The organism is uncultured Tissierella sp., from assembly GCF_902479755.1.
In the GTDB taxonomy this organism is placed as follows: domain Bacteria; phylum Bacillota; class Clostridia; order Tissierellales; family Tissierellaceae; genus Tissierella; species Tissierella carlieri.
This window is the reverse complement of the sequence record NZ_CABSQO010000002.1, coordinates 12,335-27,643: the sequence shown is the minus strand read 5'-3', so window position 1 is coordinate 27,643 and position 15,309 is coordinate 12,335. Positions and strand designations below refer to the sequence as shown.

15 protein-coding genes and 1 tRNA gene are annotated in these 15,309 nt (G+C 30.2%); 1 reads left to right on the top strand and 15 read right to left on the bottom strand.

The features are described from left to right. Window positions 1-4: 4 nt before the first annotated feature. On the bottom strand, window positions 5-400 hold the full coding sequence (locus RDK80_RS01760) for an ATP-binding protein (protein WP_308523313.1): 396 nt from the start codon (window positions 398-400) through the stop codon (window positions 5-7). Between the two features lie 182 nt (window positions 401-582). On the opposite strand from RDK80_RS01760, the gene rd reads away from it, so the two are divergent. Continuing rightward, window positions 583-741: a rubredoxin gene (gene rd, locus RDK80_RS01755; RefSeq protein ID WP_094902827.1), complete on the top strand. Its 159-nt coding sequence runs from the start codon at window positions 583-585 to the stop codon at window positions 739-741. Window positions 742-832: 91 nt separating this feature from the next. Here rd and yihA read toward each other — a convergent pair whose 3' ends face one another. From yihA to RDK80_RS01685, 14 genes are all read right to left on the bottom strand, one after another. Beyond that, window positions 833-1,420, bottom strand: a complete 588-nt coding sequence (yihA, locus tag RDK80_RS01750) for a ribosome biogenesis GTP-binding protein YihA/YsxC (protein ID WP_216556825.1) — start codon at window positions 1,418-1,420, stop codon at window positions 833-835. Continuing rightward, window positions 1,407-3,761, bottom strand: coding sequence for an endopeptidase La (gene lon, locus RDK80_RS01745; RefSeq protein ID WP_216556823.1), 2,355 nt, complete (start codon window positions 3,759-3,761; stop codon window positions 1,407-1,409). Before lon ends, yihA begins: the two co-directional genes overlap by 14 nt. A gap of 77 nt (window positions 3,762-3,838) precedes the next feature. Beyond that, window positions 3,839-5,119: an ATP-dependent Clp protease ATP-binding subunit ClpX gene (gene clpX / locus RDK80_RS01740; RefSeq protein WP_216556821.1), complete on the bottom strand. Its 1,281-nt coding sequence runs from the start codon at window positions 5,117-5,119 to the stop codon at window positions 3,839-3,841. Window positions 5,120-5,137: 18 nt separating this feature from the next. Then, window positions 5,138-5,719, bottom strand: coding sequence for an ATP-dependent Clp endopeptidase proteolytic subunit ClpP (clpP, locus tag RDK80_RS01735; protein ID WP_094902819.1), 582 nt, complete (start codon window positions 5,717-5,719; stop codon window positions 5,138-5,140). 18 nt (window positions 5,720-5,737) lie between these two features. Continuing rightward, entirely contained in the window at window positions 5,738-7,027 is a 1,290-nt protein-coding gene (gene tig, locus RDK80_RS01730; RefSeq protein ID WP_216556819.1) for a trigger factor, read from the bottom strand. 145 nt (window positions 7,028-7,172) lie between these two features. Next, window positions 7,173-7,256 (bottom strand) — tRNA-Leu (locus RDK80_RS01725). A 95-nt stretch (window positions 7,257-7,351) separates the two neighbouring features. Beyond that, complete coding sequence (locus RDK80_RS01720; protein WP_216556817.1) at window positions 7,352-8,188, bottom strand: DegV family protein; 837 nt, start codon at window positions 8,186-8,188, stop codon at window positions 7,352-7,354. 24 nt (window positions 8,189-8,212) lie between these two features. Beyond that, window positions 8,213-9,565, bottom strand: coding sequence for a phosphoglucosamine mutase (gene glmM / locus RDK80_RS01715; RefSeq protein WP_216556815.1), 1,353 nt, complete (start codon window positions 9,563-9,565; stop codon window positions 8,213-8,215). 110 nt (window positions 9,566-9,675) lie between these two features. Continuing rightward, window positions 9,676-11,016 (bottom strand): HD domain-containing protein, encoded by a 1,341-nt coding sequence (locus tag RDK80_RS01710; protein WP_308523312.1) that lies wholly within the window; start codon window positions 11,014-11,016, stop codon window positions 9,676-9,678. Between the two features lie 457 nt (window positions 11,017-11,473). Beyond that, the gene (locus tag RDK80_RS01705; protein WP_256311066.1) at window positions 11,474-11,980 is read right to left on the bottom strand and encodes a hypothetical protein; all 507 of its coding nucleotides are present in this window, start codon (window positions 11,978-11,980) and stop codon (window positions 11,474-11,476) included. Window positions 11,981-12,389: 409 nt separating this feature from the next. Continuing rightward, window positions 12,390-12,956, bottom strand: a complete 567-nt coding sequence (locus tag RDK80_RS01700) for an accessory gene regulator ArgB-like protein (protein ID WP_216556808.1) — start codon at window positions 12,954-12,956, stop codon at window positions 12,390-12,392. Window positions 12,957-12,958: 2 nt separating this feature from the next. Then, window positions 12,959-13,102, bottom strand: coding sequence for a cyclic lactone autoinducer peptide (locus RDK80_RS01695; protein WP_216556806.1), 144 nt, complete (start codon window positions 13,100-13,102; stop codon window positions 12,959-12,961). A 116-nt stretch (window positions 13,103-13,218) separates the two neighbouring features. Beyond that, window positions 13,219-14,502 (bottom strand): sensor histidine kinase, encoded by a 1,284-nt coding sequence (locus tag RDK80_RS01690; protein ID WP_216556804.1) that lies wholly within the window; start codon window positions 14,500-14,502, stop codon window positions 13,219-13,221. Continuing rightward, the gene (locus tag RDK80_RS01685) at window positions 14,493-15,218 is read right to left on the bottom strand and encodes a LytTR family DNA-binding domain-containing protein (RefSeq protein WP_216556802.1); all 726 of its coding nucleotides are present in this window, start codon (window positions 15,216-15,218) and stop codon (window positions 14,493-14,495) included. Before RDK80_RS01685 ends, RDK80_RS01690 begins: the two co-directional genes overlap by 10 nt. Between the last annotated feature and the right edge of the window lie 91 nt (window positions 15,219-15,309).

The following is a 15,309-nucleotide window of genomic DNA, read 5'->3' as shown; positions in this document are numbered from 1 at the left end:
CCCCCTAATTTATATGTTTTACCGCAGTTACTTTATTCTTCTGTATATAAAATTCATCTGAAAGACCATTAACAATGACCAATCCTCTACCACAGCATTTTAAATCACTAGGATCATAGGATTTTAAATCATAATCTATACCTCTTCCCTCGTCTTCCACTTGAATTATTATCTTATTTTTATCTACTTCTAATGATAGTTTGACGCATTTTGTATTAACACAATCATTTCCATGCAGGACGCCATTAATAACAAGTTCATTGAGTATCAACCTTATGTCAAACATTATATCACTGTTTTCTATTATATGATTAAGTTTCTTTAAAATATCATCCACAAAGTTTTTTATCATATCTAAGTCAGAGCATACTGTTCCGCTATACTTAAAATCCACTGTCATCACTTCCATCTAATTATATTATTATGTTCTTTTAATATATTTCTATTTTACCCATATTTTTGTCAGTCTAACCTATTTGTACAGTTGCTTAAAATAATTATTTTCTTACATAAATTTTTAAGTTTATTATTATCTTTTCTGGGTATCATCTATATGATTACACAATAGAAAGGAGAATGTAAATGGAAAGATGGGTATGTGATCCATGCGGTTATGTATATGATCCAGCTGAAGGAGATCCAGATAACGGAATAGCTCCAGGAACAGCTTTTGAAGATCTACCAGCAGATTGGGTTTGTCCAGTTTGTGGTGCTGATAAGGATCAATTTTCAAAAGAATAGTAAGAAGGACACAATATAGCGGTCCTCTACATAAAGACCAGTAGTGAAAAACTACTGGTCTTTGTCTTTTCAATTAAACAGTGAGCCTTATCTACTGCTGTAATATTCCTTGAAACACTTCCCAAACTTTATCTTTATTTATCTTCTTTTCAGATGAATAAGGTATAATGAGGTTTATATCTTTTATTTCTAGTTTCTTCTTTATTATATTTACATGCTTTTTCCAATTTCCCTTTGATATCTTATCTGCCTTAGTTGCTATAACTATTCCTGTATAACCGAAGGATTTTATCCATTGATACATCATAAGATCTTGGTCTGTTGGCTCATGTCGTATATCTACAATTAATATTACCTCTTTTAAGTTCTTTCTATCTGTAAGATATCTTTCTATTATTTCTCCCCATTTTTCCTTCTCAGTTTTAGAAGCTATAGCATACCCATAGCCTGGAAGGTCTACGAATCTAAAGCTATCGTTGATAATATAGAAATTAATTGTCCTTGTTTTACCAGGCTTACCAGAAGTTCTAGCTAAATTTGCCCTGTCAATCATTGAGTTTATGAAAGATGATTTTCCAACATTAGATCTACCTGCAAATGCTATTTCTGGAAGCTCATCCTGTGGATATTGTTTAGGCCCTACTGCAATAGCATGTAAGTCAGATTTAATTATTTTCATCTATATCATTCCTCTTTATCAATGCATGTTCTAATACTTCATCCATGGATTTTACTAGAACAAAAGTCATTTTCTTTCTTATTTTATCTGGAATCTCTTCTAAATCTTTTTCATTTTCAATGGGTAGCAATACTTTCTTTATCCCCATTCTATTTGCTGCCAGCACCTTTTCTTTGATTCCTCCTACTGGTAAAGCTCTACCCCTTAAAGTTATTTCTCCCGTCATAGCTACTTCTCTACTAATTGGAGTATTAGATAGTGCTGAAATAACTGCTGTAGCAATAGTAATACCTGCTGATGGTCCATCTTTAGGTATTGCTCCTTCTGGTACGTGAATATGAATATCCATATCTTTATAGAAATCAGCTTCAATTCCCAATAGGTTGGAGTTGGCTCTGATATAACTAATTCCTGCCATAGCTGATTCCTTCATAACTTCTCCTAACTTTCCAGTTAATTGAATTTTCCCAGTTCCCTTCATGGTATTGACTTCTACAGAAAGAGTTTCTCCACCAACTGCTGTCCAAGCCAAACCATTAGCTACACCAATTTGGTTTTCTTCTCCTAAAGTGTCAAATCTATACTTTTCAACTCCCAAATAGTTTGATAAATTTCCATTATTTATTCTTACAGTTTTTAGATTTTTTTCAACTATTTTTTTAGCTGCTTTTCTACAAACATTAGCTATGTTTCTTTCTAAATTTCGTACTCCTGCTTCTCTAGTATAATTATTGATTATACCTCTTATAGCAGATTCTGATACCATTAGATTATCTTCTTTTAGACCATGTTCTTTTAACTGTTTTGGAAGTAAATGATTCATAGCTATTTGTACTTTTTCTTCTTCTGTGTAACCAGATATTCTTATTACTTCCATTCTGTCTAAAAGTGGTGCTGGTATAGTAGCTGTAGTATTTGCCGTAGTTACAAATAACACTTTAGATAGGTCAAATGGTACATCTAAATAGTGATCTGTAAATGTAACATTTTGCTCTGGATCTAGTACCTCAAGCAAAGCACTAGAAGGATCTCCTCTATAATCACTACCTAATTTATCTATTTCATCAAATAAGAACACTGGGTTTTTAGTCCCTGCCTTTTTCATGGAATTAATTATACTTCCTGGCATAGAACCTATATAGGTTCTTCTGTGTCCTCTTATTTCGGCTTCATCCCTTACGCCTCCTAAGGACATTCTAACAAACTTTCTATTAAGAGATTTAGCTATAGATCTTGCAATAGAAGTCTTACCTACTCCTGGAGGTCCTACTAAACAAATTATAGGGCCTTTCATACTATTAGTTAACTTCCTTATAGCTATAAACTCCAATATCCTTTCCTTTACATCTACAAGTCCATAGTGTTCATCATTTAATATATCTCTTGATTTCTTAATATCTATCTTGTCTTTTGTCTCTTTATCCCAAGGTAAATCTATTATCCAATCTAAATAGGTTCTAATTACTCCTGTTTCTGGTGAATGAGATGATAGTTTTGTAAGTCTCTCAACTTCCTTCATTGCCTTTTCTTTTACTTCCTTAGGCATTTTTATCTTTTCTATCTTCTCCTCATATTCTTCTACTTCTGCCATAGTATCATCGTCTTGACCTAATTCTTTTTGAATCGCTTTAATTTGTTCTTTAAGATAATATTCTTTTTGAACCTTATTTATTTGTTTCTTTACCCTCTGATTTATTTTATCTTCGATTTTTAATACCTCTATTTCCTCTTGTAATATTATATGAAGAAATTCTAATCTTTCATAAAAATCAAAAGTTTCTAATATTTTTTGATCATCTTCTATCTTTAAATATATATAAGATGCTATAACATCTGCCAATCTACCTGGATCTTCAATATCTGAAATAGTAACTAAAACATCAGAAGAAACTCTATCATTAAAAGAAAGATATTCTTCAAAGTCATTTATTACAAGCCTCATAGCTGCTTCTAAATCTATATCTTTTTTTATATCCTCTTCATCATAGGATAATTCCTCCACATCAGCTACGAAGTATGGTTCTTCTTGGACTATATTAGTAACTCTACCTCTATTCATACCTTCGACTAATACTCTAATACTACCACCAGGTAATTTTAGCATCTGCTTAACCTTAGCCACAGTACCTACATGGTAAAAATCCTCTACAGTTGGTTCATTAACCTTTTGATCTTTCTGAGTACATAATAATATAGAAGCATCATCTAACATTGCCTTTTCTAAGGCACTAATAGATTTTTCTCTCCCAACATCAAAATGAACAACCATATGAGGAAATACTGATATTCCTCTCAAAGGTATTAGTGGTAGGGTTCTATTCTGTACTTCATAATGTTTCATCCTTGTTTATCCCTCCCTATGTACGTCAATAGTAATTAAATCTCTAAATACAAGGAAAAGCCCACAAATGTGAGCCTTTAAGATGCAGATTCCTTGTTACTAGTTTTCTTAGACCTACTTTTCTTTTTTCTATCTGAGAGTACCAAAGTAGGCTCTACCTTGTTTTCTATTGTTTCTTTTGTTATAACACATTTCTCTATATCATCTCTTGAAGGGAGTTCATACATAATATCTAGCAAGGTTTCTTCTATTATACTTCTAAGTCCTCTTGCGCCTGTTTTTCTTTCGATTGCCTTTTTAGCTATGGAAAGAAGAGCCCCATCTTCAAACTCAAGATCTACCCCATCCATTGAAAACAACTCTTTATATTGTTTTATAAGAGCATTTTTTGGTTCTGTAAGGATTTTAACTAATGATTCCTCATCTAGTTCTTCTAGAGTAACCATAACAGGTAGCCTTCCAACAAACTCTGGAATCAATCCAAATTTCAGAAGATCTTCAGGCTGTAAGTATTTTAAAAGTTCTCCAATTTTTACATCCTTTTGAGATGATACTTCTGCTCCAAATCCCATAGATTTTTTACCTACACGATTTTGAATTATCTTATCTAATCCATCAAAAGCTCCTCCAACTATAAATAATATATTAGTTGTATCCACTTGAATAAACTCTTGATGTGGATGTTTTCTTCCTCCTTGAGGCGGAACATTTGCAACAGTTCCCTCAAGAATCTTTAATAATGCTTGCTGCACACCTTCACCGCTTACATCTCTTGTAATAGACGGGTTTTCAGTTTTTCTAGCCACTTTGTCTATCTCATCTATATATATTATCCCTTTTTCAGCTCTTTCAATGTCATAATCTGCTGCTTGAATAAGTTTTAATATTATATTTTCAACATCTTCACCCACATATCCAGCTTCTGTTAAAGAAGTGGCATCTGCTATAGCAAAGGGTACATTCAGTATCTTTGCTAAGGTTTGAGCAAGCAGAGTTTTCCCTGAACCCGTAGGCCCCAACATAACAATATTACTCTTTTGAAGTTCAATATCATTATTTTTTGTTGGTTTTTTATTTATTCGCTTGTAATGATTATAAACTGCTACAGCTAAAGCTCTTTTGGCCCTTTCTTGTTTTATAACATAATCATCTAGAGTCTCTTTTATAACAATAGGCTTAGGTAAGTCTTGTATCTCATAATCGAAGTTATCGATAAATTCTTCTTCAATTATCTCCTGACATAGCTCTATACATTCATTACATATATAAACATTGGGTCCAGCAATAAGTCTCCTAACTTGTTCCTGTGGCTTTCCACAAAAAGAGCAACGAAGCTGTTTTTCATCATATTTAGCCACGATGACACCTCACTTAATTTATTTTCTTGATATTACAGCATCTATTATACCATATTCCTTAGCTTCTTCAGCTGTCATATAATAATCTCTGTCTGTATCTCTAGATACCTTTTCTAGCGGCTGACCAGTTCTTTCAGCTAATATTTTATTGATTCTTTCTCTTATCTCAATTATCTTTTCTGCTTGAATTCTAATGTCCTCTGCCTGACCTTTAGCTCCACCTAAAGGTTGATGTATCATAATATCAGCATTAGGTAATGCAAATCTCTTTCCCTTTGTACCAGCAGCAAGCAAGAAAGCACCCATACTAGCTGCCATACCCATACAGATAGTTGATACATCTGGTTTAATATATTGCATAGTATCAAATATAGCAAACCCTGCACTTACTGAGCCACCTGGACTATTTATATAAAGTTGAATATCTTTATCTGGATCTTCTGATTCAAGGAATAACAATTGAGCTACTACTAAATTTGCAGTAACATCATTAACTTCATCACCTAAAAATACTATTCTTTCTTTTAATAATCTAGAGTAAATATCATAGGATCTTTCTCCTCTGTTTGTTTGTTCTACAACCATAGGAACTAAAGCCATTTTACATCCCTCCAATAATTATTTGAATTTAGCATTTGCCTTTAATAACTCAATAACCTTTTGATTTGTAATAGCTGTCTCTAAGAAGGATAAATCTCCTCTTCTCATATCTTTAATAAACTGTTCTTTATTTTCTTGTTTGTAAGAATCTGCCATTTTTTCTAATTCTTTATCTATATCTTCTTCTGTTACTTCTATATTCTCAGCCTTGCCAATAGCTTCAAGAATTATGTCTCCTCTAACTCTCTTCTCTGCCATAGGTCTTAGCTGCTCTTTTAAGCTTTCTTCTGTTGAATTAGTTATTTGTAGGTATTGCTCTAAGTTAATACCTTGCATTCTCATTCTATAATCAAATTCTCCTAATTCATTTTCTAATTGAGAATCTATCATAACTTCTGGTATATCCACTTCACAGATTTCTATTACTTTCTCTATCAAGTTATTTTCATTTTCTACTTCTTCTTTGTTTTTAAATTCTTCTTCTAGTTTTTCTCTAATACTATTTTTATATTCTTCTATAGTATCAAATTCAGATACATCTTTTGCAAATTCGTCATCCAATTCTGGTAATTCTTTCTCCTTTATTTCATGAATTGTTACCTTAAAAGTAGCTTCTTTACCTTTTAAATCTTCAGCATGATATTCTTCTGGGAAAGTCACAACTACATCTACTTCTTCACTTTTATTTTTACCCACTAATTGTTCTTCAAAACCTGGAATAAATCTCCCTGAACCTATTTCTAAAGTTTGACCTTCAGCAGTTCCACCATCAAATTGAGCTCCATCAACATATCCTGCATAATCGATAGTTAAAATATCTCCAACTTTAACCACTCTATCTCCTGCATCAATTATTCTTCCGTTCATTTCTTGAACTGATTTTAGTTCGTCTTCTACATGCTCGTCTGTTACATTATACTCTACTTTTTCAATTTCTATACTTTTGTAATCTCCAAGAACTACTTCTGGTTTTACTGCTACTTCTATTTTAACAATTATCGGTTTACTTTTTTCAATTTCTTCAATGTGTACTTCTGGTTGATCTACTGGCTCTAATCCCAATTCTTCAACTGCATCATTGTAGGCATTTGGTAAAATTATATTAATAGCTTCTTCATAGAAAATTTCTGCTCCATAGTTCATTTCAATAATTTTTCTTGGAACTTTTCCTTTTCTAAATCCTGGAATATTAAATTTTCCTCTATTTTGTAAATATGCTTTTTGTAATGCTTCTTCGAAATTTCTCTCTGATATTTCAAAAGTAAAAGTAGCTTTATTGTTTTCTTTTTTTTCTAGAATCGCCTTCATTTGCAATTTCCTCCCCTATCTATTTATCCATTTTTAGCTAATCTATTATATCATAAAATTATAACATAACAAATAATAATATCCAATATTATATATAACAAAACATAGTAAAAAAACCAATGGTACAAATCCACTGGTTTAAACATGGTGCGGGAAAGAGGACTTGAACCCCCACGTCAATGACACTAGATCCTAAGTCTAGCGCGTCTGCCAGTTCCGCCACTCCCGCATGAATAAAGTAATTTTTACTTACTTTATTATTATAACATGCCATTTGTACTTGTCAATATATTTTTTTATCTTAAAAAAGATTTTCTATTGTCTTTAAAAAACTAAAATAATTCCTCCATCGTTTGCATATGCAGTACTAAGTCCTGCTGTTTTAACTAGAATAATATCTTTAAAATTATATTTATCCTGAATCTCATTTTTTAACTCTTGCGCTCTCTCAAAAGCATTAACATGAGAAATAGCTAGAATCTTCTCTTCAAATTTTTCCCCAGTTTCTCCAATTATTTCAATTAATCTTTTAAATGCCTTTTTAGTTCCCCTTACATTTTCAACAAGCTTTATTTCTCCGTTATCAGTAGATCCCATTATAGGTTTTAAATTTAATACATTAGCTATTAATCCCTTTGTCCTAGAAATTCTTCCATTCTTTATTAAGTTATCTAGACTTTCCAAAATAAAAAATGTTTTCATTCCATTAATATAACTTTCTACCTTTTCAACTATTTCAAAATTATTTAGTTGCTTTTCTATTAATTCTTGTATCTTCATGGCTACTAAGGTTTCTCCAATACTAGCTGACCTTGAATCAAAAACATGAACAAATTTTTCAGGCTCTTCTTCCTGTATCATATCTTTTGCTAATACTGCAGAATTATATGTGCCACTTAATTGTCCTGATATTGTAACCGCAAATATATTATCGGCCTTTCTATACTCAGATACAAAATCTCCTGGTGAAGGGCATGAAGTTCTAACTGGATTTGGACTATTCTTCATTGCATCTATTAGTTCCATCGTATTCATTTCTTCATCATCTATAAATTTCTTATCATCTACATCTATTTTAAATGGAACTAGTTTAATGTTGAGCTGCTCTTTTAATGCTTCGTTTAAATCACAGCTACTGTCTGCTACGATTTTGTAATTCATCTCATCACCTCATAAAGTATTTTATTAAGAGTTAATTCCTATTCTATCTTCAATAAATTTAGCTAAATCAGATGCAATTTTTAATAATCCAATATCTTCTTTCGCTTCAATCATCACCCTAACTAAAGGTTCTGTACCTGAAGGCCTTATAACAACCCTACCTTGCCCATGAAAAATCTCTTCAACTTTTTTTATCTCTTTCATTATTTCTTCATTTTCATTATACTTATACTTTAATTCATTCTTAACTTTGGCATTAACAAGAACCTGCGGGAAATTTGTCATTAAATTATTAAGTTCGGACATAGCTCTTTTAGATTCTTTCATTACTTCAAGCAAATGAAGCCCTGTAGCCAAACCATCACCTGTAGTATTATAATCTAAGAAAATTATATGACCTGATTGCTCTCCTCCTAGTACATAGCCTGAACGAACCATTTCTTCTAATATATATCTATCTCCAACTGCAGTTTTCACAATGTTTATATCATTTTCTTTTAGAAACATATCTAGACCCATATTGGTCATAATTGTACCTACTACAGTGTTATTCTTTAGTTTCCCTTTTTTGTAGAGATAAGAACCACAAATAGACAATATATGATCTCCATCAAGTATATTTCCTAACTCATCTACAGCTATTATTCGGTCTCCATCTCCGTCAAAAGATATGCCAATATCTGCCTTCTCTTTTAATACCAATTCCTGAATCATCTTTGGATTAGTTGAACCACAGTCGTCATTTATATTCATTCCTGTTGGATCTGTATTTATAACTATTACTTCTCCTCCAAGTTTTCTAATGATTTCTGGAGCGATTTTATATAATGCACCATGACCACAATCCATTGCTATCTTAACTCCATTTAAATCTATATTTACTGTGGAAATTAGGTAATCTATATAATCCTTGCTACCATTTTCTTCGGCGATTACTTTACCTATCTTATCTCCTACAGGTCTAATCTCTAATTCTTTTTTGTTTAATATAATATCTTCTATTTCGTCCTCTACTCCATCTGGCAATTTAAATCCTTGATAGTCAAAGAATTTAATTCCATTATACTCTCCAGGGTTATGTGATGCAGATATAACTATACCTGCTAGTGCTTCATATTTTCGAGTTAAATATGCTACAGCTGGAGTAGGTATGATGCCTACAGATATTACATCTAGCCCCATAGAACAAATTCCTGCTGTTATAGCAGCTTCTAGCATATCTCCTGAAGCCCTTGTATCTTTACCTACTACTATTTTACCTTTGCTTCCCTTAGATAATATATAAGCCCCTGCCCTACCTACATTAAATGCCATCTCCGGGGTTAAATCCTTGTTTGCAATTCCTCTAATGCCATCTGTACCAAATAATTTTCCCATTTTAATTAACACTCCCAACTTTAAATTCAGTGAATAGCTAATAGTTAATAACTAATAGTCAAAAGCCTTAAGACCTAAAAATCTGACATAAAACTATTCACTTTTCACCATTAATTAAGTTTAAATTTTTCTTTTATGATTTCTATCAATTTTTTCTTATCATTTAACTCAGGTTTTTCTAATACTTTTTCTAACAAATAATCTAAAATTTCACCTATTATTTTTCCTTGTTTATACCCTAATTCTATCACATCATAGCCATTAATTGCTAATTGATTTTTTTCGTATACTTCTTTGTTTTCTATAATATCCTTTATTTTTTCTTCTCTTTCTAATAAATCTTTTATATCAGCCTCTTCATTTGAACAAGACCTATCAGCCTTCTGTAATTCTAATAAAGTAAATATCTCATCTTTTCCAAAAATAGATAATAACTTTTTTAGTCCTTTTTCCTTTAGATTAGCATGCTGAGTCATATGTTTATATATTAGCAGTCTAACTTTTTCAACCAATTCATTTGGAGCCTTCCATCTTTGTAATATTTCTTTAGCCATTTTAGCTCCTAGCTTATCATGACCATAGAAATGTCCTATACCTTTTTCGTCTATAGTTAAGGTATGTGGTTTTCCTATATCGTGAAATAAAGCTGCAAGTCTTAGATGTAAAGTAGGTGATGTTTTATCTAATACACATAATATATGCTCAAATACATCCTTATCATGATGTGGATTATGCTGATCAAATCCTATTGCTTTTATCATTTCAGGCAATATTATATCAAGTATCCCTGTATCCTTCATTAATCTAATTCCATAGGAAGGTGTTTTTGATAATAGTATCTTGAAAAATTCTTCCCTAATTCTTTCTATGCTAATGGTAGCTATATGTTCACTATATAGTTTGCATGATTCAAAGGTAGAATCATCAATGGAGAATTCTAGTTGTGCTGCAAACCTTATGGCTCTCATAATTCTTAAATAATCTTCTCTCATTCTCTCATGAGGATTCCCTACAGCTCTTATTGTCTTTTTCTCTAAATCTTCTTTTCCATTAAAATAATCTATGACCCCTATCTTCTTATTATATGCCATAGCATTGATAGTGAAATCCCTACGAGATAAATCATCGAGAATATTTTTTGAAAAATATACCTTTTCTGGTCTTCTTCCATCTATGTATTCTCCATCAGCTCTAAAGGTAGTTACTTCTACAATTCCTTCATCCTGTACTACAACTACTGTACCAAATTTTTTCCCCACTTCCAATGTTGTAAAGTCTTTAAATATTTCTTCTATTTCCTCTGGCAAAGCATCTGTAGTCACATCAAAATCAGATGGATCTCTTCCTATTAATATATCTCTAACAGATCCTCCTACTATATATGCATCAAAACCTTTTTCTTCAAGTCTATCTATGATTATTTCCACATATATTGGAATATTAAATACCATAATATCACTCCAGTATATTATCTTCTTTTAGTATAGCATAGTATTTGTGATAGACAAGTTTTTTTATACAGCAAAAGGCTTTGGAATGATTTCCAAAGCCTTTCGTTTAAGATATATAAATAAAATAATTTTATTCAATAATATATCTCTTAATATTGACTTAATATTGGTTCTTCAATTTTAGGTAATAAAAATCAACCAATTTATTTATTCTATTAACAGTAATATTTACTATAAATTCATTTTCTAGATTATTGTTTTCTTATTTTCTAATATGGTTACACTATCCTTTTCTGCTTGGCAGGAAGTTAAGATATAATAAATAAGATTTCTAATTAAGGATGAATTTTTCTAGGATAAAATATCAAGATAAAAGGACTTTGAAAATAGATTCAAAGTCCTTTATATATTAAGAGATATCTCAATAATAATTGTTCTTAATTCATATTACATTTTATTAATATGGACAATTTGCACGTAAATGAGAATATGATTCTTTATATTCTCTATAGGATGCTCCGCAATTATCACAAACGAAAAAATCATAAACATCTACATAACAAGTAGGACTTGTTCTCGAATGAACTTCAAGTTTATAGCGTCTCCAACTTGTTCTGTCACAACAAGTGATGCCACTAGGCTTTACCTCTTGATAGCTAGGTTCTTCACCATTTTTTTGATTTGATTCTTCAAAAATCATTTTCCCCACTATTTCTGATATAAGGTCTTCCTCGAAATCAGGAACATCAATAATAAATTCAATAACTGTTTCACCTTCTTCAGAAAAAACTACTATACCCCATCCATTTTCTTCATGTACATCATTTGTATACTCATCTTCATAGTTACTCATTATAAAGATATCCTCACTATCCGCTATACTCTCAGCAAATATCGGCAAGCTAGAAAATGACAATAATATAGTAGATATAAGCATTATACAAAATACTCTCATTGGCTTCATTAAATAACCTCCTTATATTTAAAACCCAAGACTCATCTAAACAGCTTGATTCCGATGGCGTTCTCTTAACTTTTCATCAGAATCACCTCCATATATAGATGTTAGTGCGTATCATAACTCATAATGCTTGTAAACACTGTATTCAAAGCTTCAACTTTTTCTTTGTTAAAATCAAATATATAACCCACCATGTTTGGTTTGTCATAGGTCCTCACACTTAAAAACATAAAATTAAAAAACTAATTTAAATTTCTTTACCACTAATCCCTTTTCAAAATATCAGTTTATAAACCTGCCAATATAACTGATAAATAGCTGTCTATTATTATCAAATATTCTTATTGATATCACTTCTTATTTAAACATATAAAAATTTACTTCTCAATACATAATGTCTATTATAATTTATTTAGTCTGTAATTCTTATTTTCCCTAGAATCAACATCAAACTTAATGTAAAAATTGATATAGATATAACCAATGCTATCTCTTTAAAATCCAATGCATTTGTTAATATAACAATTAGTACTTGTAAAGTTAAAACAACCCTTGTCCTTATTCTAAACACTCTCTTTTCCACTTGATTCAAAGGTTTATTACTATCTTCTATGGGTGCTAGTCCAAAAATTATAATTCCTCCCATTCCAGTTAAACCTAGAATATTCAAATCTGTCATTAGAATAAACTTGATTGCTAAAAGTACTCCTGAAGCTAAAGCTATAGAAATCAAATAGCACCTCCCTTCAGTTTTAGCATGGTATCCTCCTCCATATGTTCGTAAAGGAACATATGCTAGCATGAATAGAATACTTTGCCAAACCATCCTAAATATGACCCCTATTATAATTGCTGTTATAATATTTACTATAATTAAAAATCCCTGATATAACCCATAATAGTAAATCTCCCTATCTTCATCTCTTATTACCTCGTTTACAACAAAATGATTTGTTAGTCTTTCTAATATGCTATTCATTACTAATTCTTACGTAACTTTTCTGCACTTTTTGGTAACTCAGGTTGATATGCAAGGTATATACATGTTGAATTTACATTCATAGATGTTACCATCAATGCCAAACTTGCAATAATTCCACTAAATTTTAATATAACTTTTTTCAAATAGATCGTCCCCCCTGTTATTTTCTATTTCTGTTAAATTTATATTATCATATTAAATATGTCACATTTTAGAAGTTGTTGAAATTTATATGTATTTTTGTAGAAACTTAAAGTTTTTAATCAATATACATCAATATATCAACATTAAACTTATTTTCAGTATGATATATTTTCATAGTCCCGTTATATTTCTTTAGGATATTTTCTATATTAACTAACCCTATGCCATGATTTCCTTTATCCTCTTTAGTTGTTCTTATTTTCTCGCCTTCATAAATAATGGAACCATTGAAGGTATTGCTAATATAAATAAACAATATACTATTTTTATATTTAATTTTAATATCAATTTTTTTATCATTTTTAACTTTAGAACTAGCCTCTATAGCATTATCTAATAAATTTCCTAAAATTACTACTGTGTCGAGGGAAGATATATTAAGCTTGTAAGGAACCTTCAATTCTAGTGATATTAAAATTCCTTTTGATTGTGCTTCTTGTAATTTATAGTTTAGAATGCTATCTATATTTATATTTCCAGAGCTGGAAAGTTCTTTCTTTTCACAAGTAATATCATTGATCTCAGAGATGTAATTAATAGCCTTTTCTTTTTCCTCTTTTTCTATATATCCTCTTAGAGCTGTTAAATGATTCTGCATATCATGGCGTACAAACTTGATATTATTATAAGAATTATCTATAATCTCAAGCTGCCTTTGGTAATATTTGTTTTGTTCTTCTAATGCTAATTTTTCAATTGTATCTTTAAATACTTTGCTTAAAGTATCATATAAATAAAAAACAATTATATTTATTAAAAACAGTATAATAATACAACTTGTAACGATATAAATATTTAGATTAAAATTCTGTAAAAGAGTTAAGATAATATACAAGCTTCCCAATGGTATTAAGAATATAGATATCCAGTAAATACTCGGAATATCTGTGCCTTTTTTTATGTTTTTATAGCCTCCCATTATCAGCGCAACCATATATGAAACTACTTTAATAGTAATCATTCCGATTATTGATGAATATAGTGGATTTCTATTAAGACCATGAGTATAGACAAATCCCGATAACAAGACAATTGTACTTTCTATGGATATCAAAATCATATAAATAAATAAAACAGAAATAATTCTACTCTTTAATGATGCTTTGTAATTAAAGGATAATGCAAAATAAAGCAATATATTCGATATCAAATTTAATATAGGAATATTTAAAGCTAAATATATTACACTAATTAATACAAAATAAATTATATAAGAAAAAAACTCCACCTTTTTATTTGTTTTACTGGTATCAAAAAATACCTCCATAAATTTATAAATAGTATATGTTCCAAAAATACTAGTTATTAAGTAAACATAATCATGGATATTTAACCCCATATTCTATCCCTCTCTAGTTCTAGTTGTAATTCTCTTATCCGCTTTCTATTTGCTTGGCTAATAGGCAGTATCACCTTGCTAGACATAGTAACTTGATGATATTCAAGTTTAATAACATGATTGTAATTAACTAAATAGGATTTATGAATCTGAATAAATTTGAATCGCCTTAAGCTTTCATACACATCTTTCAATTTTCCATAAAATACTTCTGTACCATTTATTTCATGAATTATGATTTCTCTATTTCTACTTTCAAAATACAAAATATTTTTTATTAATACATTATAAGTTGTATGTCCAATTTTATATTGAAAAATATTTTCATTTTTTTGAATAATTCTCAATGCAATCTTGAATATTTCCTTTATCTTCTCATAGTTGAAAGGTTTAATAATAAAATCTAATGGTCTTATCTTAAAGAGCTCCATTGCATAAGATTCTTTACCTGAGATATAAATGATCTGGGTAGTTTCATTTAACATCCTATCCCTTATTACTTGTCCTACTTCTACACCGTTCATTATTTTTAGTTCAATATCAAGAAAAATAATATCAAAATAATTATTTACAGCTAAGTATTGACATAATTCCTCCCCAGAGTAAAAAATATCTATTTGTATATCCTCTAGAAATTCTCTTCCAAGTTTCTCTAAAATTTCTTCTAATTGATTACATATTGATTTTTCATCATCACATATGGCTATTCTTAACATTGAATATCACCTTCCCCAAGGTTAAATATTAGGTTATTAGCAATTTCCAATTTGTGCAATATATTTTTGACTTTATTTTACTATAATCTTA

Bases quoted from the DNA above. Each gene is read 5' to 3' on its own strand.
- RDK80_RS01760 (WP_308523313.1), bottom strand. From the start codon at position 400: ATGACAGTGGATTTTAAGTATAGCGGAACAGTATGCTCTGACTTAGAT.
- rd (WP_094902827.1), top strand. From the start codon at position 583: ATGGAAAGATGGGTATGTGATCCATGCGGTTATGTATATGATCCAGCT.
- yihA (WP_216556825.1), bottom strand. From the start codon at position 1,420: ATGAAAATAATTAAATCTGACTTACATGCTATTGCAGTAGGGCCTAAA.
- lon (WP_216556823.1), bottom strand. From the start codon at position 3,761: ATGAAACATTATGAAGTACAGAATAGAACCCTACCACTAATACCTTTG.
- clpP (WP_094902819.1), bottom strand. From the start codon at position 5,719: ATGGCTTTAGTTCCTATGGTTGTAGAACAAACAAACAGAGGAGAAAGA.
- tig (WP_216556819.1), bottom strand. From the start codon at position 7,027: ATGAAGGCGATTCTAGAAAAAAAAGAAAACAATAAAGCTACTTTTACT.
- RDK80_RS01720 (WP_216556817.1), bottom strand. From the start codon at position 8,188: ATGAATTACAAAATCGTAGCAGACAGTAGCTGTGATTTAAACGAAGCA.
- glmM (WP_216556815.1), bottom strand. From the start codon at position 9,565: ATGGGAAAATTATTTGGTACAGATGGCATTAGAGGAATTGCAAACAAG.
- RDK80_RS01710 (WP_308523312.1), bottom strand. From the start codon at position 11,016: ATGGTATTTAATATTCCAATATATGTGGAAATAATCATAGATAGACTT.
- RDK80_RS01705 (WP_256311066.1), bottom strand. From the start codon at position 11,980: ATGAAGCCAATGAGAGTATTTTGTATAATGCTTATATCTACTATATTA.
- RDK80_RS01700 (WP_216556808.1), bottom strand. From the start codon at position 12,956: ATGAATAGCATATTAGAAAGACTAACAAATCATTTTGTTGTAAACGAG.
- RDK80_RS01690 (WP_216556804.1), bottom strand. From the start codon at position 14,502: ATGGGGTTAAATATCCATGATTATGTTTACTTAATAACTAGTATTTTT.
- RDK80_RS01685 (WP_216556802.1), bottom strand. From the start codon at position 15,218: ATGTTAAGAATAGCCATATGTGATGATGAAAAATCAATATGTAATCAA.